Consider the following 25,759-nt stretch of genomic DNA (forward strand, 5'->3'; position numbering starts at 1 on the left):
AGGGTGTGCTGTAAATAGTTATGAAATTAACCAATAAAACAATAGCAAATGTAGCTGAAAATTCAGCTATTATTACGCCAACCTATGATCGCGAAAATACTGAAATAGGTATCGTACATTTAGGTCCTGGCGCTTTTCATCGGGCCCACCAAGCGGTTTATACAGAAAATGCGATGAATTTAGCCGGTGGTAACTGGGGTATTTGTGGCGTATCGCTGCGTAGTGCCACAGCCCGTGACGTATTAGCCAAACAAGATAACTTATATACGCTGGCCATTCTTGATAAAAAAATCAATTATCAAATTATTGGCGCAATGAAAGAAGTATTAGTGGCAAAAGATCAAGCCAAAGAAGTAATGGCCCGATTAACCGCTGCAACAACAAAACTAGTGTCTTTAACCATCACTGAAAAAGGCTATTGCCTTGATGCCAGTGGCCATTTAGATTTAAGCCATCCAGACATTGTTAGAGATTTACGAGATCGTAGTCAGCCAATAAGTGCTATAGGCTATATCGTGCAAGCATTGGGGCAACGCAAAATTAATGGTATTGCGCCTTTTAATGTCCTTAGCTGTGATAACGTTTCAGGTAATGGCGATAAATTACGTCGTGCAGTGATTGATTACGCCAGCGCATTAGATAAAGATTTGGCCGCGTGGATTGAAGTCAACGTCGCGTTTCCTAATTCGATGGTTGATAGCATTACGCCGAAAACCGAAGATTACACAGTAGATGCTGTATCAGCTGCTATTGGCGCCAGAGATGAGTGGCCAATTCAACGCGAACAATTCACCCAATGGGTTATTGAAGATAACTGGCAGGGAGAGCGCCCTGCCTGGGATAAAGTTGGTGTAGTATTTACCTCTGATGTTGATGGTTTTGAAAAGGCAAAATTACGCCTGTTAAACTGTTTACACTCAACGTTGGCCTACGCCGGTTCATTGGCAGGTTTTGAAACCGTTTATGACGTTACGAGCGATAGTGCGTTTTATGACTTTATTTGCAAACTCGCTGAAAGCGAAGTTATTGGTTCTTTTGTGCCACCAAAAGAGCTTGATGTGCAAAGTTACAGTAAAGAAATTATTGAACGTTTCTTGAACCCTGAAATTCGCCATTTATTGGCGCAAATTGCCTGGGATGGTTCACAAAAATTACAAATGCGCATCTTGCCAATTATTCAAGATAACTTGGCACTAGGTCGTTCGAACAAACTACTTTGTTTATCTTTAGCCTGTTGGTTCGAGTTTATTTGTCGTGCCTTAAAAAATGGCGATGAAATTGTTGATCCTCTTGCCGCCGATTTTGCCCAAATACCAGCACTGCAAGGGAATGATACAACCGAGATTGTTAATGCTTTCTTGAAAATAGAGTCTATATTTGGCACAGAGTTAAAAAATGATTCACAGATAAAAAGCCAATTAATTGAAAGTTTAAATGCCTTACGTATTGGTGAAGTACGTCAAATAAGTACAATCGTGGAGACATTATGTTAACTGCAAGTTTTTCTGAATTAGTAAAAAGCAGCCCTATTTTACCAGTATTGCACATGGAAAGTGTTGATGATGCAGTAAATGTTAGCCGCGCGTTGTTTAAAGGTGGTATCACTTGCGCAGAGATAGTACTACGCTCGCCAGTCGCACTAGATTGCATTCGTGCGGTGAGTGAACAAGTACCGGAAATGACCGTTGGTGTAGGTACGTTAACTAACCCACAACAAGTAAAAGATTCTGTAGCTGCAGGCGCACAATTTTTGGTAAGCCCCTCGTTAACCAAAACTCTTGCTAATAGTATGTTAGAGACTGGTTTGCCGATGTTACCAGGTGTGGTTTCTCCTTCAGAGCTCACCCAAGCACTTGAACTAGGTGTAAAAGAAGTGAAATTTTTTCCGGCTGCACAATATGGTGGGGTAAATACTATCAAAGCATTATCAAGTGTATTTAGCCAAGTAAAATTTTGCCCTACCGGCGGAGTTAGCCTGGCAAATATGGCTGACTACTTTGCTGTAAATAGTATCTTTGCCGTGGGCGGCTCTTGGATGGTGCCTAAAGACATTGTTGCTAGTAAAGACTGGGATCAGATCACCCAATTAAGTGCACAAGCAATTGCCCAGATCAAATTATTGGATAAATGCGCATGAGTAAAATCGTACTGATGGGCGAATGCATGGTCGAATTTGGCGGTGCAGGTGAAACCAATTTATACAAAAAAAACTATGCCGGTGATGTATTCAATACCGGCATCTACATCAAACGCTGCGTAAAAGATTTAGCCGATGTTCAGTTTTTAAGTGCCGTTGGCAATGACGAAATCAGTAGCGAAATGATTGGCATGATGGTGCAAGAGAGTGTTGATGCCAGTTTAGTTTATCAATCATCAACAGCCAGCATGGGTTTATATTTAATCAATGTTGACGATGAAGGTGAGCGCAGCTTTACTTACTGGCGTGATACTTCCGCGGCTAAACAGGTGGTTAAGTTTTTGGCCAACGATGGTGGCAGCGAACGTCTTAAAGGTACCGATATTTTCTTTTTCTCCGGTATCTCGATTGCCATTTTATCAAGTGATGATCGTCAGCAATTGTGGCAATATATTAGCGAACTTAAACAAGCTGGTACAAAAATTGTTTTCGATCCAAATTATCGCCCTACGCTTTGGTCGTCATTAGAAGAAACTAGGGAAGCATACGCCGAAGCTTTTGCTTTAGCCGATATTGCCCTGCCAGGTGTTGATGATCATATAGTCTTATATGATGCCAAAAATGCCGAAGATGTCGCGGATTTCCTCGAACAAATTGGCGTAAGCGAAATCATCATTAAAAACGGCGCACAAGGTATGCTGGTCAGTGTTAATGGCGAACGTAGCTATATTGATGTAGATCCGGTAAAAACAGTAGTTGATACCACTTCTGCCGGTGATGCGTTTAACGGTGGCTACCTAAGTGCCAGACTTATCGGCCGAAGCGTAACGCAAGCAGCGGTATTTGCTTCGAAAGTATCCGCATGTGTAATACAACACAAAGGTGCTATCGTAAGCAGGCAAGCCTTTAGTCAACAATTAACCGACTTTCCTATTTAAGTTTTGATAAAGGAAAACAAGATGAACACCACACGTCACTGTTTGGCAACCGATTTAAAAAATAACCCTGAGCTTATTGAACAATATAAGCATTATCATAAACCCGGCAATGGTTTTCCGGCAGTCGCCAAAAGCATCAGAGATGCCGGTATTGTCGAAATGGAAATATATTTAATTGAAAACCGTTTGTTCATGATCATGGAAGTGGATGATTCATTCGATCCTATTGCCAAGGCCAAATCCGACGCACAAAGCCCAGAAGTGCAAAAGTGGGAAACGTTGATGTGGCAATTCCAACAAGCGCTACCTTGGGCCAAAGATGGCGAAAAATGGCTGCCAATGGAAGAAATTTTCAAACTGACTGAGCAACCTTAACGCACTAAGCAATAATAAATATCTCCCCTCCAAAAAAAATGCGAGCTTTCAAATAGAAAGCTCGCATTTATTATAACATTTAACTTAGATTCAGCTTATTTAAGCGACTTCTTCCAAACCATGGGCAGAACGCAACAAGGTTCTCTTCGCTGAATTTAAATGTGTTTCCATAGCAGTTAAAACACCTGAAGTATTGTGGGCAAGCAACTGTGTAATTATTTCTACGTGCTCTTTCAGGGCCACAACATTACGTTCAAATTCATCGCCTTTATTCCATTGATAATGGTAATGACAAATCAATGATACTACATCGAAGAACTGCATAAAAAATCGATTTTCAGAAGCTCGTTGTACAATATAATGGAATTTTCTGTCTAGCTCACTCAACTCGGTATAACGGTTTTCCACATCAGCGAGAACCTCGTTATGTTGGTCTAGTAGTGTCGATAATTCTTGCCAAACTCCATCATCTTTCGGAGTTGCCAGTAATTTGGTAATTGAACTCATTTCCAGAATACGTCTGAACTCTATCAGCTCAAGAGCGAATTTTTCATCAAATTCAACCATTTGCCATTTAGCTCTAGGGTTTTTATCAATCAAGCCAAAACGTGAAAACTTAATCAAGAACTCTCTTACGGTTATGGTGTTACACCCCGATGATTTAGCGAGTTCAAGTTCGGAGAATTTGTCTCCAGGCAAAAGCTTGCCATGATGAATCAGATCGAGAAAGTATTTTTCAATAATTTCTTCTTTTGATGACACACTATTACTGGTATCAAAGTAGTCACTTGCTTGCGACGCTCTTAATACCTGTTTTTGTGAACCATCAATCGAAACAATGCCTTTCTTTTCCAGCTCGAGTAACGCGGTTCGAATCGTAGTTCGACTAACGTTGAGCTTTTTCGCCAAGGTATTATCTTTTAAAAAAACGCTACTGCCTTCAGCAAAGTCAACCAAAGTTGCTAATATGCCATTTACTGTTTCTTGGATAAGGTGACTTTGAACACTCACGTTGACTTTCCTTTTTATAATAATTTAGTGTACCTAAATTTAGTATATCTGAATGTGATGTTTATTTATAGTAATAAGGAATAAATTATAATTCCACATAAAAATTATGTTTTTATTACTATAAAGACAACGAAATGTTTCTTTCGTGTATTTATTACTTGATGGTGTGAAGAGTAATTCAAAAAAGACTTTAACGGAAAGTTAAAGTCTTTAATTATTTTTGATTTCGCTGATTGTGCTAAAGGGTAGGTAATACTAATTCGATCGAATCAATTTCGATATTCATCGTTCTATAACGTTGGTCTTGAGCTTTGAATTCAATCGTACTGGCTTTTAATTCAAATGCCTGTCCTTGTTTGAGTTCAATTTTTTGTATTCCAGCCTTTTTAAACTGCAACTCCCCTACAACAGCCTGCACGTACTTACCTGTCGTTTTGCTGACTTTAACTGCTTGTTCATTGCCATCAAAAGATTGATTGGTTTCAACGTTTTGACCTTTACCCTTAAGGTTAAAAGTTAATTCATCTGAGTGACTTACTAAGATAAAATCTTTCTCTTTATATCTCATCTTATAATTTATTTTAACTTTATAACTACCTACTTTTGGCACGTCAATATACCAGCTACGTGAAAAATCCTTCAACATAGAACGATAGCTTTCTTTGCCAAATTTGCCGTGTATAGTTGCTTGCTCACCGGCTAAGCTGATAATGCCGTTTTGATCGGCTGTACTATGCTTAGGCACAATCGACAGCGTACCGTTATAACTTAATTTTATAATGGTTAGGTTCGGATCTTTTTTCACCGATGCTAGGTCAATCACGGTGTCACCATCAAGCTGGTTTACCACTAATTGATTATCAGCCTCTGTTAACGGCGTGGCTTTTTGTACGCTGTTCACTAACCCAGGTAATACCAATTTATTATCTTCTGGCCATTGATGAACATGCAAATACAGGGCATTTTTACCGGTCGACACCTGTCCCCAAGCTAATTTAAGAAATGGATTCAAGCCAGTATCAAAAATTGCTTCGTTATTTTTTTCAAGCCACTTACCTACGCCAACAAGTACATTTTTTTCATAGGGTAAAATACTACCATCGCCTTTCGGGCCAATATTTAATAAAAAGTTGCCGCCCATACTGGCAATATCCGACAATTTACGAATTTGAACAGCTATTTGTTCATCTAAGGGTAAGCCTTTAACCCAAGATTTATACCCCCAGGTATGATAAAACGTTCCAGGAGTTTCCCAGGGGTATTCGGTAATTGGCGAGTCTGGCACATGGTTATCTGGCATAGTTAAAAAATCACCTTGATTATTCATCACACGTCCATTAATTAATGCATCAGGCTGATATTTTTTCACCGTATCGCGGAACCGTTTACTTTGCGCCTGAGTAGGCTCCCCCATATCGAAAAACACTTCAACAATTTCACCGTAATTGCTCATCAACTCTTCCAGCTGCGCAACTTGAAAGTCTTCATTCGCTTTTGATACTTTGCCAAAGACGCTGATTTTTCCATCCACTGGATTACGCTCTGGATTTGGGCCGTTAAAGTGCCAGTCAGGCGTTGAGTAATACACACCAAGCTTCAAACCATGACGTTTGGTAGCTTCACTAAGCTGTTTTAGTAAATCTTTTTTATATAGGGTGTAATCGACAATATCAAAATCAGTATGTTTGGATTCAAACATCGCAAAACCATCATGATGCTTGGTGGTTAGTACGATATAGCGCATGCCTGCTTGCTTAGCCAGTTTTACCACAGCGTCAGCATCAAAATTACTCGGGTTAAATTGTTGCACCACTTTTTGGTAATCTTGCTGCGAGATATCAGCATGGCGTTGAATTTGCTCCCCTAATTTCTCAATTTGTTTTCCTTGCCAAACACCAGCAAGATTGGCATAAGCACCAAAATGAATGAATAAACCAAAGCGCATTGCTTGCCACCTTTCAATGGCAGACTCATTCTCTACTTGTGTTGTAATCTTGCTATTTTTCGCCAACGTTGATGTTGAAGTCATCGCCACAGTACAAAGTAGTATGAGATATTTTAAAAACCGCACCATAATAATTATTACCTATTTAAATAAATTTCATAAAATGCACTTTATAGCCAATATACACAGATTACAATATTAAATTAACATATATGCTTGATAGAAAATTACTAACCTCAGCTGTCAGTCAGGTATTTTCAATAGTTAATTAATTTGATCGTTGCAGGAAAAACTGATAGCTTGTACATAACCTATAAAAATCACCGAAGTATTTATTAAGGATCATCAAATGATAAAAACTGCTTCAAATAGATGGTTACCTCAGTGTTGCTTGCTCTTATTACTTAACCTTTTAAACGGTGCAGCAATCGCTGCTGACTCGGCTAAAGTTTTTGTCGATCCTGTTAACGGTGAAGATACAACAACAGGTAGAGATGGTAGCTTTGATTTGCCATTTAAAACCATTGACTTTGCACTCGACTATGCCGAATTAAATTATAACTCGGGAATTAGTGAAGCATTAAGACAAGCTTATACCATTCAATTGCGAGGCGGTGAATATAAGCTGTTAACGAATAGAAACAATATTATTGCCAGTGCAGACAAGCCTGTGGTAATTGAAGCATATAACAATGAACTGGTCACCTTCGATGGTTCCATTGAAGTATTAAATCCATGGGTCGCCGATAGTACAAATATATACAGCACATATATTGGTGAAGATATCTGGCAGCTATTCAGTCAGGAAAATGGTCAATGGCAGGAAAAAATGAACGCCCGCTGGCCTAACGCCCGCTTTGGTGAAAGCAAAGGCTCGGTAACCTCAGTTTATCAGCGAGACAGTTGGGCCCATGCGAATGAAACAGGCAATAGTAATGGCACCACGATTGATGATGCCTTAGCCAATGATAGTAGCATTAATAGCATAAGTTTAAACGGTGCGGTTCTGGTTACTAATTCTGGTAGTTTTGACAGCTGGACCCGATTGGTTACCAGCCACATTGCTGGCGAGTCAAGCTTTAGCTATCAAACCACACCTCAGTTTAGAAATGAAAAACATTTATACTATTTTGTGCAAAACAAGAAAGAGTTTCTCGATAATAATGATGAATGGTTTTTCGATGTAACAACCAAAAAAGCTTATATCTATTCCGATACAGGTGCGCCTACCATGGCAATGCGAGCCAAAAATCAGGCCTATGCATTTAAAGTGGCCAGGTGGGAGCATGTTACCCTAAAAAATGTCAACTTTTTTGCCACAACGTTTCAGTGTGTTGAGTGCGAGAACATCACCATTACTGACAGCACGTTTGAATACAGTGGCTCTGCCCGACGAGCTCTGGGCAAAGTCAATGAAAAACCTAGTATGCTGAGGATCATCTCTCGTCAAGACAGAGCATCTAACCATACCTTACGCAATATCTCTATGAACCATAGCGATAGTCAGGCGTTTCAGTTAAAAGGTAATGGTTCAATAGTCGAAAATTCATCATTCACCAATATTGATTGGGCAGCAACAGAGTCTTATGCGCCAAGTGCGGCGCTGGTATTCGCGGGTAACGACCTTAGCTTTAAATACAACACAGTTTATCGGGCAGGCACTTCAGAAACGTTAGCGACAACAGGATTAAGTGGCGGTGCCAGTCTTCCGGGCAAGCATACTGGCGCTCCTGAAGGTAATATCATTGCCGAGTTTAATCACATCTCAAATACCGGTTTTGCCCAAAGTGATGGCGCAATGATCCAGGTTAGAGTTAAGGCTCAAAAAAATTCTGTGATCAGCCATAACTGGCTGCACGACTCGCCAAAATACGGTGTACGTTTTGATGCGCCGATACCACCCACATCTTACGGCAGTGATGGCGTTATGACCCACAATGTGGTTTACAATACCAATGGCATTATGGTTAAAGGTGAAAATCAACGTATCTATCATAATACGGTTTTTGATAACCTTGACTCTGCTAAAACGGAATTAATTATCCTTGATGACTCAGACGTAAATGGTGTGATCGGTGGTGCCAATGTTGGCAGTAAGGTGATCAATAATGCTGGCGATCAAATTTCCAGTGAACGAAAAGCTGATGCTGCCATTCCAGCTTGGGTTGCCCTGGGCCACAATTTTAACGGTAACGAACAAGGCACAAGCGTTGCAAGCGAATTAACAAATCCTGCCGGCTTTGATTTTCGACCAAAACCAACATCAACGTTAAATGCCGGTGATATCATTAACGACAGCGATATACCCGGATTTAGCAGTGCAGCCTATTCAGGTGCTTATAATAATAACTTGACCAACTTCTGGTATGCCGGACAAAGAAAAGCCCAAGCCGCAGATCCGATCCCGGCCACGAATAGTAAAGCCATGCCAGTAAGTCCTGTTCTTGTTTGGCGTCCTGCGTATCAAGCAAGCTCATATAAAGTTTATTTGGGCAGCAGCGCCAGTCAATTGTCTTTACAAGCAACAGCAAGCACTAATGTATTACCGTTAAGCGATCTAAACGCCGACGAGACATATTATTGGCGAGTCGATGCACAAACTACAACGCAGCTCATAACAGGTGACGTTTGGCAATTTAGTACCAAGGCAAGCACTGCTGGTGATTTGGACGGTGATGGTATTGTTGACGATCTTGATGATGACATCGATGGTGATTCAGTATTAAACAATAACGATGCCTTCCCACTCGATGCCAGCGAAAGCCTCGATACCGACAATGATGGTATAGGCAATAATGCTGATCTCGATGATGATGGTGACAATGTTGCCGATACTGACGATGCTTTCCCACTTGATGCCAGTGAAAGTGTTGATACAGATAATGACGGTATTGGTAACAATGCTGATCTCGATGATGATGGCGACAATGTTGCCGATACTGACGATGCTTTCCCACTTGATTCGACAAAATCAACTGATATACAAACGTCAACGCCAGGCAATAATGCTCCACCAAGCGAGGAAAACGATAGTGGTGGTAGCTTATCATTTAGCTTGTTTCTGCTGTTATTCATCAAGTTATGTGTAAACTTGAACCGATCAATTAAACCCAATAAGGTAAACAACAAGCATTAAAATTGCATCGCTTTGATTTTATCTTGGTAGAAAAACCTTCAAACACCTCAAGTTTCGCCTATTAGCCTTACCTATAATGGTAAGGCTAAACATAGCTTGAATCTTCCCTTTTACATTAATTCCGAACACAAACAGTGAACATAAACTATAATACACACAAAAATATAACCCTATATTTATTTAATAATGCATAAAACATAACAAATAAAAGCGCTAAAAACCGTTGAAATAGAACAACAAGAGCAAAACCCTCTTTACAAACCCTTTACACTTCTTGACGAGTTCCTTACAAAGCTCTTGACAAGTTAAAATGAAAAAGCTAACCTCAAATGAACATTAACTATAAAAAACAACAAAAGTTAAGTTGACGTTTTAATTAGCTGATTTATTAGCAAGATTAAAATATTAAATACAACAGGTTTTCAAGAATTTAACAGCAGTTTACTTTACAGGTATTGAGCATCAATGCCGTAAGAGACAAAATTTCAAGTGAGGGGATACATGAAAACACAACATTATAAATCATTAGTCGCAGCGGCAATTTTAGCCAGCTTTACCCAAGTAGCACTGGCAGATACCATTGGGCCATTAGAAGCAGCTCAAGATACTTGGACCAATGGAAGTAATGCTGGTTCGGGGAGTAACTATGGTACTACAACCACATTTCGAATTGACACCGGAAAAATGCGTGCCTTTGTCGAGTTTGATGTAACTATACCTGATGGTCATATTATTGAGACAGCAACCTTAACCTTGACCGCTCAAGGCATTAAAGCGGGCACCTACGAGATAGCTAATACTATACCTGATACCTTTATTGCTGCTATTACTGGTGTTCCCTGGAACGAAACTACACTTACTGACTTGAATGATGACGACTTACTTGCAGCAGCAGGTCCTACAATTACCAGTCTGACGGATATTGTCGTTGGCACTCCGGTTGATTTTGATGTAACCAGCGGCATTACCGGCAATGGTCTCCATACTTTCCTAGTAAATATAGCGCATGCAGACGCCAGAGCTGTCAAATACCACTCCAGTGATGCAGGGGATGAAGCACTCCGCCCGAAATTAACAATTGTCACTAAAGATGCGGGTCCTGCTGATGAGGAGGCACCAGTCTTTGATGATATTCCAACAATTGCAATTGACGCAACAGGCACATTAACTGAGCTAAGCAGTTTAGTTAATGTTACTGCCAATGATAATGTGGACGGTGTAATTAACGCAACCATTACTGCCGTTGACGGTGATACCGAGGCGAGTACTAATGTTATTTCCGGTGAACACATTATCACCATGACAGCTACAGACACATCAGACAACAGTGCAAGTAAAGACGTTACTGTACATATTAAGCCGATGATATTGTCATTAGCCGCTGATCAGCAGGTGGCTTCAGGAAGTGTCATTCCGGTAAGCGTTGAGCTTTCAGGTCCAGCAGTGACATACCCAGTAAATGTTTATTACAGCCTAATCGGTGATGCGGCGACGCCGGCAAGTGATACATTAGTCTTTAATGATGCTAACCCACAAACGATTGATGTAAATATTCTAGCTGATGCCGCAGGTGCCAGCAGCGCTACATTAACAATTGACAGCGCTGACAATGCACAACTACCAGAAGACGCTTCGGTGATGTTAACCGTTATTTCTGGCAATGTTGCGCCGGATGTTGAACTTACGTTCAGCCAAGATGGTAAAGTATTAAGTACGATTGACAGTACATCTTCACAGATTGTCAGTTATATAGATGCGAATGCTGGCCTTGTCACCGTTACTGCTACGGTTACAGATCTTAATGAAGATGCTAACACGGTTGCCTTTAGTGGTAGCGATTCCGCCTTTAACGCCAGTGGTAACACACTCGAAATTGATCCAGTGTTATTAATGGGTGCTTATAGCTTAACTGTAGATGCGACAGAGACTGATACCGATCCAGCATTGAGCGGCTCATTAGAAGTTGAATTTGTTGTAGCTGCAGAATTACCCGAATTATCAGCAGATTTAGACACCGATAAAGATACTATAGCAGACAGTGAAGAAGGCTACATTGATAGTGACGGCGACGGCATTGTTGATTATCTCGATGATGAGCCGGATACAACGCTATTACCGGTAGCAGACGATAAATACGCACTACAAGTAACTGAAGGTCAATTATCAGTCGGTAGCATTGGTCGGGCTGCGAATGGTCTGTTAACAGATTCGGCGTTGATAAGCTCTGCTGCATTAACAGAGTTTGCAGTTGATATTAATGGATTACCCGTATCCAATACCGTAGATGATGGTTATGCGGCTATTGCTGGCGCTGAAATGATTAACTTCAGAGTTAGCGGCTTAGATGACGGTGGTGTGGCTACTGTAGTTTACAAATTAGCCGATGAAGTAGTTATTACTGACAAAACTGAATACCGTAAATACACACCATCTAAAGGGTGGCAACCATTTGAAAGTGATTTTGACAACTCAATTTCTTCAGCACCTAAAGACATTGAGGGGAATTGTCCTGCACCATTGTCTGAGGCTTATGAAGATAATTTAACCGCAGGTAATTGTATTCAGCTTTCAATCCTTGATGGTGGTGATTATGACGCCGATGGTGAGACGAATGGTGAAGTTGAAGACCCAGGTTTGTTAGCCGAATTCAATAACTCTCCAGCATTTGCAAGTATTGCCTTAGCACAGTTCAATGCCGGTGAAAGTTTCAGCTTAAGTCTTGCTGATTTAGTTAGCGACGCCGATGGCGACGAACTTACCATTAGTATAGTAAGTGGTCCAGGTTGGTTATCTATCAATGAAGATAATGAGCTAAACGGTACACCTAGCAATGATTCTGCTACCGATGCTTTAGTCCTTGGTGTCACTGATACTAAAGGTGCGTCAGCACAAGTATCGCTAGCGATTGCCATTAACAAAGCACCTGTTTTTGCTAACTCGACTATAGTACTCGCTCCAGCTTCACGTAATGTCGAGTATTCAGCAAGCATTAGCGATCAAGTTACCGATGCTGATGGCGACAGCTTTACCTTTGCCAAAGTTAACGGTCCACACTGGTTGAAGTTAAGTGCAGATGGCAAGTTATCGGGCACACCGCTTAAAGCAGATGTTACTACACCGCTTTCAACAGATATTACATCACAAAATGAGCCTATTAATGTAACCATAACAGCAACCGATGCAAACGGTGCAGTTTCAACAGCGACCTTAGAGGTAACTGTTGAAGACTCTGATGTTCGAGCCAATGATGCCGGTTCATTCTCTGCCGCATTATTCGCCATGTTAGGTTTAGTGTCACTACGTAGAAGAAAGCAAAAGTAAAATTGTCATTACGGCATAAGCCGTAGCTACAAAGTGAACCAAGGGGATCATCAAGATCCCCTTTTTTATGTGCACGTTTCAGTGCTTGATGTGTTCTAGTGGAGATTCCTGTATAGGTTTAGAAGGGACAACGCTAGTCTTCATAAAACCAATCTGCATAACTATATAGTCATCTCAGTGCTTATCAAACGTACCAGAACAATCAAAATTCGAGGCAGGTAGTTATTAAAACAATTGCTCCAGAATTGCTCTAATGACCTACATACATGTTTAAATATCTCCTTTAAATTTGGGTGATTATCGTAGGTTTGATAATCACCCAAAGGCCTATTTTAGAAGAGTTTTAAGCCATGTTAAATATTTTTAATGTCTACAGCATGGACGCAGAAGTTAGGACGAAGCATGGAGCTAGAGCCGAGGAATAACTACACTACAAAATGAGGCCTTGCCTAGAACGCTTTTAGCATAGCTGAGCGGCTCACTTCTTATGCATAATGGTATTAAACGTAGCTAAAGATAAGAGATTGTAAAAATAAAGCCGCTACAACAAAGTAAGCGGCTTATAAACTGCTACGGTTTCAGCAGCGCTGATATTGGATGAGAGATTAAATTTTGTTGCTAAACTCTCTAGCTAATATTTTTTGAAATTAAGCCTTGCTCTTGCATGGCTTGCCAAAAGGCCACAGGAACTTGGGCTTCGGCTAATGAAATATTGCTTTTCACTCGCTTAGGCGAGCTTGAACTTAAAGCAATGGCCTTGATCTCATCAAATAGAAATGAGAATTGTACACAAGCTTCCGCCGGTTTTACCGCAAACTGTTCACATATTGCATTAAATTTATCGCGCCAAGTAAACTCCGCAGGATGGCTTTCACGAGTAATTTTTTTGTAATCAAAATTATCACTGCCTAAAAGAAAACCGGCGTTAAATACCGCGGAATTAATCACACTTACACCTTGTTTTCCTAACTTTTTCAATAAGTTCAAGGTTGAGTCTTTATGAGTATATGGCGTTACTGAGCAAGCAAACATGGCCCAATCGAGTTGAATGTGGTCACTGATGAAGTCGATAACACTGACATCTTTTGCACCAACGCCAATTGATTCAACTTTGCCGGCAGCACGTAGTTCCATCAATGCTTTATAAGCATCAAGTATGTCTTGTTTACGTTTTTCCAAATCGACATCACCTGTTGCGGCGGCAAGATATTCATCGGGGTCATGAATAGAAACAATTTTAGCTTCGTAATCACCTAATAATTCGTTGCCCTGATGGTAACAATCAAGAATTCCCTGATAAGAGATGTCCTGCACTGCATCGTGCTTAAGGTTGATCCAGGCACCAGGCTCAAATGTTGGCTCGGCAGTAGTTAACGGTACTCGCTTCCAACCAAGTTTATTACTAATTTTAACGTCATTTGGAGCAACGTTTAATGCTTTCAAACCAGCAGCTAAAGATTCAAGAGCCAGGCCTGCACCGTATTTACCGGCACTGTCGAATAACGGGGTACCCGGACTATTTTCAACCGCAGCCTGTACCAACTGGGTTTTGGTAGCAGTATCCAACTCGACAAAAAGGTTGCCTAAACTACTGGTGCCAAAGACTATTTTTGGAAGCGAAACTGTTCCATTCATATTTTTCTACTCTTAATGGAAACCTCAACTAATAAGTGAGGTTTCAAATTTAACGTTTCTTGTATTATTAATAGCAAGTTGATTAAGTTATTTGTCAGTCTAAGTATTACACTCTACGCACCAACTGCTGATTTAAACGCATTAACATATAATCTCGGTCTTTTTTCCAGTTTAGCTCGTCAGCAAAACTGCCAATCGTTTGCATTACTTGGTTAACAAATTTGCCGTAGGTTTTATGAGTCTCATCAACATCTGTCGCAAAAAATACTAAACGTATGGTATCAACCAACTTATCTCCCTGCCACTCGCTGTTAATTTCTCCGGCTTCATCATGAGGATTATAGCCAAGAGAAATGATATCACCGTTAATAATGGTTCTTGCCTGTTCATCATAACGCACAATTGGTGACATACCATTGGCTATTATAGTGGCATGATTAAGCTTGTGTTTTTTCGCCGATTGGGTAAATGCTTGGGTAATTTCTGTGTATAAGTTTTCGTATGGTTTATCGGCATTGTGATCAATGTCAGTACCTTTTAACAGTCTTCTTGCCATAGGTACACTTACTACTGCGTAGGTTATTGCTGTATGCTCGCCTTCAAGCTTGTAGCCCTGATGTAAGTATCGCGCTGAGATCTCACGAAACGTGTGAGTGACGCTTTCTCTACTGCCTTTTTCTCTGGCAAATATGTCATAAGTGAGATGTTGATGATCACGTACTTTCAACTCACTAGCTTGCAGACCAATACGCTTTGAAATAATATTCACCGCATTGAATACTTTTTGGTGAAAACTGCCAGCGTCTTCACGCAGACTGTCACCTGTGGCTAAAAACAAGAATTTTACTTTATTCGAACGCACAGCACCGTCAAAATAGCCCTTAAAGGTGCTGTTATGATTAGGACTATAAAAGAAGAATGATTGTTTTTCAGTGTGTAAAACCTGCTGTTCATCACTGTTTCTGACTCTGACCAAGCGATTATTGGCAATAAAGTTAGCATGGTCAATATCAAATTCTTCAACCACATCAAAGGCAAGCTTGGCCAGTTTTTGATAAAATTTTTGATATGGCTGTTCAAGGCTAAGATCAACTTTACCAACGACCAACTCAATTAACTTATCTGTTAACGGCATCTCGGCGATGAGATAATGATTATCACGTGCACTTTTAGGTACATAAACTTTGTCAGCAGCACGGCGTCTACGAAGTGTTGAGTTTGTTCGTCTCATATTATCCTCTCTTTGATTATCAACCAGAAAACAAGTCTGATAGATTTAATGATTAAAGCTGATTCGTTACTGTTTCCAAACCTGGCTTTTTACCGACACAGGAATATCCCAGTCGAGTTTTTCTTTTCGTTGATACTTTGGATCGTTATCTTTTTCAGGCAGTGCTTCTACTACCTTAATCAGTGCATTTTTTGCGGCGATTACTTTCGGATCTTTGCTGTCGAGTAAATTGGTTTGCTCTTCAACATCATTATGCAAATCAACCAGTTTTTCATAGCCACGTGCAGGAGATGCTTTAACAAACAATTTGTATTGTTTATCTCTTACCACCCGATCACGATATACAAATTTATTTTCAACCCCAACCTCTGAAACTTCGGCTTCATTTTTTCCACCCATTGCCAGAATATAATCACGTTTTGAATCTTTACTTTTACCTAAAATTAATGGTGCAAATGATTGACCGTCAAGGGTATAAGATGAAGGGATTTTAGTCTGAGCCAATTCGGCAAAGGTTGGCAGCATATCGGTAAAATCAACCAAGGCATCGGTAACAATACCCGATGGCACTAGACCTGGACCACTAACAATAAACGGCGAATTAATACCATTTTCAGTAGTTAAGGTTTTGCCACCACGTACAGTACGTCCGTTAAGCCTGCCAGTCACACTTCTGTCAGTGCCATTGTCGGTGGTCCAAACTATAATGGTGTTTTCAAGCTCACCCATTGTTTCGAGTTCACTTATCATTCTTGCCAAAATATAATCGGCATATTCCACCATGGCCTTATGCTTGCCCATTTCAGATTGTATTTCAGGTTTCAACGGTGTTGTGGTACGCGGACCATGCGGTAAATTCATCGCGTAATAAGCAAACCAAGGCTGATCTTTTTTCTGTTCAATAAAATCAAGAATAAAGCCAGAAAACACATCTTCGCCAAAATGACTTTGGTAAGTACGACTGCCTGCTTTCGTATGAATGTAAGGGTCCCAATAGCGCTCAGCACTAGCCGGGTTACCAGTTTCATATCCGGTCCACATGGCATAGTCATCAAAGCCATGCTTGGTCATCGCGTCAGGTTCGATGCGAAAATCATTCACTTGCCATTTACCCACAGCTACCGTTGCATACCCTGCTGATTGCATCACTTTTGCCATGCTTTGGTTTTGCTCAGAGTCTAAATACGCTTGCCCCCAACGAGGGCTGTCCCAGTGATTAACCCAACCATTGCGAAAAGGGTATTGGCCAGTAATTAACGACACCCGCGAAGGTGTACATTGCGGATGAGACCATACATTATCAAATCGCATGCCAGTTGCAGCCAATTCATCAATGTTAGGTGTTTTTATTCCCTGCGCACCGTAGCTGCTCACCCATTCTTTGCCCATATCATCAGCAAGAATGAACAGTATATTAGGGCGCTCATCACCTCGCTCTTCTTGTGCTATACAAGCAGCACTCGCAGTGACTAAAGCACAAGCAAATGCACATTTACTAAATAGGTTTGTTACTTTAATATTCATTACAACGCCACATATGACTTTTATATATTTTAAACACTACCTATTTAATTAAAACATGTCAACACGTGCGCAAATAAATTATAAGTAAACTTGCTTTTGTAATGTTTATTATATATTGTAGACACACTGAAATTTATAATAAACTGACATAGTACAGTTAAAGAAAGACATAAATTTTTAAACGGTCCCAACCAAAACGAAGGGGAAAAGGTAACTTAGTACCTTTCGTTTTACCTAATGCTAATGCTTACTATCATTTCCTTTTTAGCATTGGCTAAATAGAGTCCGCACAAATTTAATATCTTTGTTATAGACCTAAGGTTAATAAATGACGAAATACAGCAGAGCAACCAGAACATTTGCAAAAATAGCAGTTCATGCAGCAGAAAATTTAAATCTACAACCGGCTTTGTCTCCTCGTGAATCATGGGACATTTCTTCACGCCATTTTTATCCTAAAAATGTCGCATCAATGGTAAAAGGCAGTCCAAGAGCGACATTTTTAAGCTTATGTGAGTTAGGGCTAATTAAAGGTGTAGCGCCTGGCTCTTATACTCGTTCTGTCACAAATAAAAATTATGCAATTCGAGCAATAGAATTACTCAAGCTTGATCCAAAATTAACCGAAAGTCAGCTTTGGTCGAAAATATCATTCGCTCGAGCAAATAATCAAATGGACGTAGTTAAAGCACTTTTCAGCAAAGGCTACATAAGTGAATAATTAAATAACAACCAGTGCTACTTCCCTGTATTTAGCCGATAAATAAAATGGAATAATTATGAAGTCATTTAAACACAGTCGATTAGCTAACATGACAAAACTTACTGTACTTGTCAGCAGCATTTTTGGCATAACGGCATGTAGTTCAACTCTACCAGCGCAAAGCAATTCAACACAAAGCAACTCAGTAGAAACCTTTGAAGCTACCATTTCCTCTTTACAAAACTACTCTACACCTGAGTGGTTTCGAGATGCCAAATTAGGTATTTATTTGCATTGGGGACCGTACTCAGTTGCTGAGGTTGGTGAATGGTACCCACGCCACATGTATTTACAAGGCAGAGAAGAATATAACCACCATGTTAAAACCTACGGCCACCCTTCTGAGTTTGGCTATAAAGATCTGATCCCATTATGGAAAGCCGAAAATTTCGATCCTGATGCCCTAGTTGGTTTATTCAAAAAAGCTGGCGCGAAGTATTTCACCCCGGTAGCCGTACATCACGACAATTTTGATTTATGGGATTCTAAACACCAAGAGTGGAATTCAGTTAATCATGGCCCAAAGAAAGATTTAACTGGCATGTGGCGCGAAGCGACATTAAAACATGGCTTACGCTTCGGTGTAACAACGCATTTATCACGCAGCTATAGTTGGTTAAACACTTCCAAACTAGCTGACACCACAGGCGACAAAACCGGTGTTCCTTATGATGGTAACGATGCTGAATTTTCTGGTTTATATCATGAAAAACATAGTGATACCCATCCAAGAGCCGCATTGAACCCGCCGAAAGCCTGGCGTGATCAATGGGCTCTGCGAATGAAAGATTTAATTGATAAATACCAGCCGGATCATTTTTACTTTGACAGTGCCGTACCATTTCGCGGTGAAGACAATGGTCAAACAGGTATGGACGTCATTGCCCATTTATATAACACCAGCATTAAAAACCATGACGGCAAGCAAGAAGCAGTAATGGCAATTAAAGAGCGCCCATGGCAAGCAATGTATGACGATGGCATGGCAACATTAGATTATGAACGCGGCAAAGCCAGTCATATTCTGCCAGAGCCATGGCAAACCGATGACTCGATTGGTGACTGGGGTTATCGTAAGAAAGCCACGTATATGGAAACCAATTTAGTGATTGATAAGTTTATCGATATTGTCAGTAAAAATGGTAATTTATTGCTTAATATTCCAATTAAAGCCGATGGCACATTAGATCAAAGAGCCACCACCACGCTGGAAGAAATGGGCGAATGGATGACAGCAAACGGTGAAGGTATTTATGGCTCTCGCCCATGGTATTTGTTTGGCGAAGGCAAAGTGAATGAGATCGATCACAAAGCGCAAAAATCACCTTACACCAGCAAAGACATTCGTTTTACCACCAAAGGTGACACCATTTATGCCTATGTGTTGCAATGGCCAGGCGCAGGTAAAACCTTAAGAATAAGGAACATCACCGAAGGTAATATGCGTATAGGCCTAGTTGAGAATGTCACTATGCTGGGCTCGAACACGAAAATAAAATGGAGCGCTGAACCTGATGGCTTAGAAATCATCATGCCGAAAAAGCCAGCCAGTGAATTTGCCCATGGGTTTAAAATAAACTTTAAAAGCAGATAGTAAAAATTTAGACTCGTTAATCGCTAACATTTAGTGATAACTATCAACCAGTCCCAACCAAAACGAAAGGGAAAAAGCAATTTAGTACCTTTCGTTTTTCTTATCCTGATGTTACCCGTCAAGTTATTTGGTTTAATGATTACCTGTAAAGAAGTGTAAAAGATCATTCCCCCCTAAAAAAAGTCTGTATGTTATTAGTAAAACACACTAAATAGAAAATAGAAATGGAATGCCTCCCTAGAACTAACAGGTATTTAACAACAAACTAACGCAGGCTAAAAAATGAAAAACAATAAACTAACACTTTTACTGATCAGCATTGTTTATTTGCTCGTACCTATTGGTCATGCCAATGCTAAGAAACAACCAAATGTGATTGTCATCATGACAGATGATCAAGGCAATAACCTTGGTTATTTAGGTAATCCACATTTAAAAACACCAAACATTAATAAGCTAGCGAATGAGTCCATTCGCTTGACCAACTTTCACACCGAAAACAAATGTACTACCACACGTGCCTCTTTGATGACGGGAAGAGATTCCTTTAAAACCGGGGCATGGCGTACCAGTAAAGGCCGTTCGACGATGAGCACCGAAGAAGTGACGTTAGCGGAAGTATTTAAAGATAATGGCTATAAAACCGGACAATTTGGTAAATGGCATTTAGGGGAAACCTGGCCTCACCGCCCAATGGATCAAGGTTTTGACGAATCGGTGCAGTTAAAAACCGGCGGCATCAGTCAAATTGCCGATTATTGGGGCAATGATTACATCGATGACACATATTATCATAACGGCGAACCTCAGGCCTATAAGGGCTACTGTACCGATGTATTTTTTAATGAAGCTATGCGTTACATGAAAGCGGAAAAAGATGAACCATTTTTCATTTACCTGGCGCCAAATGTTGCCCACTTGCCGTTTATTGTTGAAGAAAAATACTCTCAGCCTTACCTCGATAAAGGCTTAGAAAAAAGACAGGCCATTTTTTATGGCATGATCGATAATCTAGATGACAATGTTGGTCGCTTAACTGCATTTTTAGAAAAAGAAGGCTTAGCAGAAGACACCATTATTGTATACACCACAGATGATGGCGCAGCGGGCGCTAGCTTCATCGGTATGGAAAAAGATCATCATGTAACAAAAGGTTGGAACATGGGCTTGCGTGGCGGTAAAGGTTCACGTTATGAAGGTGGTCATAGAGTTTTTGCCAACATTAAATATCCTCAATCTAAGCTCTCTGGCGATAATAACACCTTAACCGCAGTAAAAGATGTTTTCCCTACATTATTAGATATGGCGAGTATTGATGCACCAAAAGGTGTTGAACTTGATGGCCGTTCAATAACACCGTATTTTACCAAGCCTCTAGCGCCAGAAAATGATGAACGACCAATCTACATTAATTACTACAATCCAAAAAGCTGGGACAGTAATAAATTTTCCAGCGTTACTTACAAAAACTGGCGCTTGGCTGGCGGTACTGAGCTCTATGATATTGTTAAAGACCCTGGTCAAAAACATGATATTGCCAAGCAATACCCTGAACTAGTTGAGCAACTTAATAGCGGCTACAAAGAGTGGGATAAAGTTGGCCAAAAATATGTGCGCGAAAGCGTAGTACGCTTTGTATTAGGCGATAAAGCATACCCAGAAATTACTATGACAGGTCAAGATTTCTGGACCAACAAAGGTTGTAACCCTTTTGCCCAAAGCGCGGCAAAACAGCTTAGCAAGTGTAATGGACCATTAAAGGTCGACTTTGTAAACAGTGGTAAATATTCAATCACCTTATCGCGTTACCCGCTTTACACTGGCTTACCGTTTGCGACCAACTTTAAAGGCAAGAAAACAACCCCAACGGACACTATATTTGCAGCCGAAACCGCAAAACTAAATGTTGGCAAGCAAACCGTACAAGCAAAAATTAAACCCGAAGATACTCATGTAACGTTCACCCTATCGGTCCCAAAAGGTGAAATGGATATCCAAAGCTGGATTTCAGGAAAACTAGAAGGTGAAGATAAGGTAGCACCTGCATATTTTGTTACGGTGAAATATCTAGGTTAACGATAAGCGCATTGTAATTACATATCTCAACTAAAATAAACAATGCGCATCACTTCAACCTTTACACTCTCTTTACACCTTAAAAATTGTGTCTCTCGCCCAACAAGTGTACATTAGATATAATAATCATTCAGTTAGCGATTGAAATTATCGAGATATATAACACGTTCTCGATTTAACCCAACCTTTGATAACACAACAGCGATTAACATAAGTACCTACAACAGAGAATACTATAATGAAAAAGTTTGCCCTAAGCCTCTTAACTCTGGCAGTCGTAACAAGCTCCCTTTATGCGAAAGATGTTAGCCCAGATATTTATACCGATACCAATGTTGCACAATTAAGTAATAACGAAGCCGCCCTTTTGAAAAAGCACGAGGGTAAATTCACCAGACCTACCTACCAAACCGCAGTCGCTGAGTATCGTGATGATTGGAATAAAATCGCTGAGCACAAGATCCCTGAGTGGATCATCGATGCGAAATTCGGGATATATACCCACTGGGGAGTATATTCAGTTCCAGCCTTCGAAACCAACGTTTACCATCGTTACATGTATGACAAATCCAATCCTCGTGGTATTTACCAATATCATTTAGATAACTTCGGCAAGCTGGAAGATTTTGGCTACACAAAGTTTGTTGATATGTTTAAAGCTGAAGATTATAACGCCAAAGAAATGCTCGACTTAATGATTGATTCAGGCGCAAAGTTTGGTGGTTTAGGTACAGTCCATCACGATGGCTTTTTAATGTGGGACAGTGAAATAAATCGCTGGAACGCTGGTAAAATGGGACCTAAACGAGATTTATATGGTGAGTTTGTTACAGAAGCTCGCAAACGTGATTTTAAAGTAGCCGCTAGTTTTCATCATGCTAGAACCTGGGATATGGTCCACAAATCCATTGATGAGAGTAGCTTTACAGCTGAAGAAAAAAGCAAACTTGATATTTACGATCAGCAATTTGAAGATTTTTATCCAGGAAGACACAGTAAAACAACCACTATTGATGTATTTGCTCAACAATGGCACGATAAGATCGTTGAAGTTATTGATAAATATTCTCCCGACTTTTTCTTCTTTGACGGCATCAAACGCACCAATGCGAACTCTCCAGAAAATTTAGTGGTAGACGCTCTAGATTACTATTACCAGAACGCAAAAGCTGAAGGTAAAGAGGTGGTAGTAGCTAACAAATTACCTGGTGGCGGCAACTTTAACTTTCCAGAGCATATCGGTATCCCTACCTATGAAGGTGGACGAGACATGCCGGCAGATGTTGGCGGTTATTTCTTAGTTGACCGCGCGATTAGTTATCCGTGGACCTATGTTAAAGATAAAGAATACAACCTTAAGGCCAATTATCATATCGACGCGCTAATGGACATGGTCGCCCGTGGCGGCATCTACTTGTTATCATTAACGCCTATGGCCTCTGGTGCCATTGACCCTGCCGAGGAAGCCATTTTCCGCGAAATTGGCCAATGGTTAAAGGTTAATGGCGAAGCTATTTACGATACCCGACGTTGGGCAATACCAGCAGAAGGCCCTATTTCTACCTGGAAAGTAGCAAAAAGTGGTAAAAACAAGCAGGTTATGCGAATGGTTTGGGCTTATAACAAGGTTAAGGATGGGGAAATTCGTTTTACCCAAAAGGACGGACAACTCTATGCGATGTCATTAACCTGGCCTGAATCGAATGAACTGCTGATTAAAAGTTTGAAAGGTAATTCTGAATATTATCAGCAAGAGATCAGCAAAGTATCAATGCTGGGCTACGGTGAGGTTGATTTCACTCGAACTGAGGCAGGTTTAAATATTAAACTGCCTAAACAAAAGCCAAACAAAATCTTTGATCATGGTATGTCGTTTAAGATTAACTAACACCTAATTAAAGCGCTTATTTAGCAAAAATAAAAAGGTCAGATTGGCAACGGTCTGACCTTTTCTTTTTAAACAAGTTTTTAAAATCATCCAATATAAAGTATTAACGTCTGACAGAATAATCTTGCTGTCGATATTTGCTCAACAAACCATCCATAGCCGATGCCTTTTCAGGGTATTTTGCTTGCAAGTTATTACGCTGGCCCGGGTCTTCCTCTAGATCAAACAACAAGCTATCGGTATTAAATTCAGCGAATCCATGTGCTTGGTTATAACCTTTTGCGGCTTTCGTGTGCTGTCCTGTCGAGTGGTTAATATATAACCATTTACCCTGTCGCAGGGCATAGACACCTTTTTTGGTATTTTGTACTGTCGCTTCACGTATTGGTGAGGAGTACTTGTGGTTTAATAATACCGATGAAATATCATAACTATCGGGGGCTGACGTTTTTGTTAGCTTAGTGTTGGTGATTGCCGCAAGAGTCGCCATAATATCTACTTGCGAAATCACTTCTTTCGATACCGCGCCAGCGTTAATTTTGCCCGGCCACTTTATCACCAATGGCACATGATGCCCGCCTTCGTAGACATCACGCTTTAGCCCTCTAAAATCGCCCGATGAGTAATGACCATATTTTTCCACACGTTGATAGGCATATTTTTCCGGGCCATTATCGGCAGTAAAGATCACTATGGTGTTATCCTCTAGACCCTGTTTCTTTAACGCTGCAAGTACTTGTCCAGCAACCCAATCGGTTTGCACCATGAAATCGCCATAAGCCCCCGCTCTCGATGTGTCATCAAACTCTTTATTCGGAATAATTGGCGCATGAGGAGACGGAAGTGCTAAATATAAAAAGAATGGCTGGTGTTTTTTCTGTTTACTAAGCCACTCAACCGACTTCTTGGTTAACGTCGGTAATACATCGTAAGGATTCCAGCCTGCAACTTTAGGTCCGGGCCGAAACTCCCAATCGCCTTCTTTGACTTTAAAGCCGATATTTTTCGAAGTCATAACCGTATTCGGCGCTTGCACCACTTTATCATTTTCGAACCAGGCATAGGGTGGGAAATTAATGGTACCGTCGCCAAAGTAATAATTAAACCCCCGCTCGAGTGGTCCACCAGTAACGGCTTTATTCCAGTCAATATCATCAGGCAGATAAAAGCGTTGCATGCCCTTTTTACTTTTGAGCTTGCCTGATGGTTTGTTATTAAATTGCCAGTTCCAGCCTAAATGCCATTTACCAATAGCTGCGGTGTTATAACCAGAGCTTTGCAATATTTGCGGCAGGGTAATATCGTCTTTAGTAAAAAACGGTTTGCCAAATGAGTTAACAATATTGTGTTGTCTGCGCCAATGATAACGACCGGTTAATAACGAATAGCGACTCGGCGAACAAATGCCCGACGAGCTATGCGCATCGGTAAACCGCATGCCTTCACGGGCGAGTTGATCAAGATATGGGGTTGGAATTTTGGAATTAGGGTTTTGGATGTTTAAATCACCATAGCCCATATCATCGGCGTAAATAATTACCACATTGGGGAGCGCTGGTTTTGCGCCACAGGCAAAAGACGTAATTACTGAGGCCAGCAACAGTATGGTCGTTAGCGATGGAGTTTTCATTCATTAACCTATATAGATAAAAAAGCCTGGCTAAATTGCTTAGCCAGGCTTGTTACAATAAATAAGGAAATATTTATTTATAATGACAAATTTAAATTATTTTTTATTAGCTGCTTTTTGAGCTTTTTTGTATTCATTCATTTTCTTCATTTTGTCAGCACCAATAATATCTTTTATTTGGCGATTATACTTTTTGTTAAGTGGTTTAGTTGCGGCTTTAAGCGCTTGTTTATCGCCTTTATGTTCTTTTTTAGCGGCAGAATATTGTTGCTCTTTTTCTAAAAGAACTTGATATACCTTAGCTTCTTCGTCTTTATTCAAATTAACGACTTGCACGTAATCCGCTGTTTGTTTCTGAGCAGCTTTGTCAGCCGTCTCAGCAGCAAAAACAGACGTTGAAATGAAAAGTAATACTGTCATTAATATTGTTGATAAGTTTTTCATGTTGCACCTTTTAATAACTTTTTTGATGTGTTCTATTTCAATCTAGCAAAAAAAACGTGAAACTTAAAGTGTTTTTTAATTATAATACCCACCATATCTACATAAAAAAAG

The 25,759-nt window shown here is 40.3% G+C and carries 17 protein-coding genes; 10 read left to right on the plus strand and 7 right to left on the minus strand.

The window, feature by feature from the left end; genetic code table 11:
• Positions 1-20 precede the first annotated feature (20 nt).
• From RI844_RS09675 to RI844_RS09690, 4 genes are read left to right on the plus strand one after another with little or no spacing between them, the layout of a single operon-like run.
• Positions 21-1,493, plus strand: coding sequence for a mannitol dehydrogenase family protein (locus RI844_RS09675; protein ID WP_348398242.1), 1,473 nt, complete (start codon positions 21-23; stop codon positions 1,491-1,493).
• Entirely contained in the window at positions 1,487-2,137 is a 651-nt protein-coding gene (eda, locus tag RI844_RS09680) for a bifunctional 4-hydroxy-2-oxoglutarate aldolase/2-dehydro-3-deoxy-phosphogluconate aldolase (protein ID WP_348398243.1), read from the plus strand. The genes RI844_RS09675 and eda overlap by 7 nt, the downstream gene beginning before the upstream one ends.
• Positions 2,134-3,075, plus strand: coding sequence for a sugar kinase (locus RI844_RS09685; protein WP_348398244.1), 942 nt, complete (start codon positions 2,134-2,136; stop codon positions 3,073-3,075). The genes eda and RI844_RS09685 overlap by 4 nt, the downstream gene beginning before the upstream one ends.
• Positions 3,076-3,096: 21 nt before the next feature.
• Positions 3,097-3,450, plus strand: coding sequence for an L-rhamnose mutarotase (locus RI844_RS09690; RefSeq protein ID WP_348398245.1), 354 nt, complete (start codon positions 3,097-3,099; stop codon positions 3,448-3,450).
• A 99-nt stretch (positions 3,451-3,549) separates the two neighbouring features.
• Here RI844_RS09690 and RI844_RS09695 read toward each other — a convergent pair whose 3' ends face one another.
• Both RI844_RS09695 and RI844_RS09700 read right to left on the minus strand, forming a co-directional pair.
• Positions 3,550-4,461: a GntR family transcriptional regulator gene (locus RI844_RS09695; RefSeq protein WP_348398246.1), complete on the minus strand. Its 912-nt coding sequence runs from the start codon at positions 4,459-4,461 to the stop codon at positions 3,550-3,552.
• A gap of 238 nt (positions 4,462-4,699) precedes the next feature.
• Entirely contained in the window at positions 4,700-6,535 is a 1,836-nt protein-coding gene (locus RI844_RS09700; RefSeq protein WP_348398247.1) for an alpha-L-fucosidase, read from the minus strand.
• 220 nt (positions 6,536-6,755) lie between these two features.
• Between RI844_RS09700 and RI844_RS09705 the strand changes: the two genes are divergently transcribed.
• A complete protein-coding gene (locus RI844_RS09705; protein ID WP_348398248.1) occupies positions 6,756-9,542 on the plus strand; it encodes a hypothetical protein in 2,787 nt (928 codons plus the stop codon).
• A 501-nt stretch (positions 9,543-10,043) separates the two neighbouring features.
• A complete protein-coding gene (locus RI844_RS09710; protein ID WP_348398249.1) occupies positions 10,044-12,863 on the plus strand; it encodes an Ig-like domain-containing protein in 2,820 nt (939 codons plus the stop codon).
• A 627-nt stretch (positions 12,864-13,490) separates the two neighbouring features.
• Here the strand turns inward: RI844_RS09710 and RI844_RS09715 are convergent.
• From RI844_RS09715 to RI844_RS09725, 3 genes are all read right to left on the minus strand, one after another.
• Positions 13,491-14,498, minus strand: a complete 1,008-nt coding sequence (locus tag RI844_RS09715) for an aldo/keto reductase (protein ID WP_348398250.1) — start codon at positions 14,496-14,498, stop codon at positions 13,491-13,493.
• Between the two features lie 106 nt (positions 14,499-14,604).
• A complete protein-coding gene (locus RI844_RS09720) occupies positions 14,605-15,729 on the minus strand; it encodes a DUF3083 family protein (RefSeq protein WP_348398251.1) in 1,125 nt (374 codons plus the stop codon).
• Positions 15,730-15,795: 66 nt separating this feature from the next.
• Positions 15,796-17,253: a sulfatase-like hydrolase/transferase gene (locus tag RI844_RS09725; RefSeq protein WP_348398252.1), complete on the minus strand. Its 1,458-nt coding sequence runs from the start codon at positions 17,251-17,253 to the stop codon at positions 15,796-15,798.
• Between the two features lie 328 nt (positions 17,254-17,581).
• Here RI844_RS09725 and RI844_RS09730 point away from each other — a divergent pair, with 328 nt between their 5' ends.
• The 4 genes from RI844_RS09730 to RI844_RS09745 all read left to right on the plus strand — a co-directional run bounded on the left by RI844_RS09730 (position 17,582) and on the right by RI844_RS09745 (position 23,574).
• The gene (locus RI844_RS09730; RefSeq protein ID WP_348398253.1) at positions 17,582-17,974 is read left to right on the plus strand and encodes a DUF6979 family protein; all 393 of its coding nucleotides are present in this window, start codon (positions 17,582-17,584) and stop codon (positions 17,972-17,974) included.
• Between the two features lie 58 nt (positions 17,975-18,032).
• A complete protein-coding gene (locus tag RI844_RS09735) occupies positions 18,033-19,610 on the plus strand; it encodes an alpha-L-fucosidase (protein WP_348398254.1) in 1,578 nt (525 codons plus the stop codon).
• A 282-nt stretch (positions 19,611-19,892) separates the two neighbouring features.
• Positions 19,893-21,686 carry an arylsulfatase gene (locus RI844_RS09740; protein ID WP_348398255.1) on the plus strand — a complete coding sequence of 598 codons (1,794 nt, stop codon included), beginning with the start codon at positions 19,893-19,895 and terminating at the stop codon, positions 21,684-21,686.
• A gap of 238 nt (positions 21,687-21,924) precedes the next feature.
• Entirely contained in the window at positions 21,925-23,574 is a 1,650-nt protein-coding gene (locus RI844_RS09745) for an alpha-L-fucosidase (RefSeq protein WP_348398256.1), read from the plus strand.
• 103 nt (positions 23,575-23,677) lie between these two features.
• Here RI844_RS09745 and RI844_RS09750 read toward each other — a convergent pair whose 3' ends face one another.
• Both RI844_RS09750 and RI844_RS09755 read right to left on the minus strand, forming a co-directional pair.
• The gene (locus RI844_RS09750) at positions 23,678-25,204 is read right to left on the minus strand and encodes a sulfatase family protein (RefSeq protein WP_348398257.1); all 1,527 of its coding nucleotides are present in this window, start codon (positions 25,202-25,204) and stop codon (positions 23,678-23,680) included.
• Positions 25,205-25,300: 96 nt separating this feature from the next.
• Complete coding sequence (locus RI844_RS09755) at positions 25,301-25,648, minus strand: hypothetical protein (protein WP_348398258.1); 348 nt, start codon at positions 25,646-25,648, stop codon at positions 25,301-25,303.
• Positions 25,649-25,759 lie beyond the last annotated feature (111 nt).

Source organism: Thalassotalea fonticola (assembly GCF_032911225.1).
Lineage (GTDB): Bacteria > Pseudomonadota > Gammaproteobacteria > Enterobacterales > Alteromonadaceae > Thalassotalea_A > Thalassotalea_A fonticola.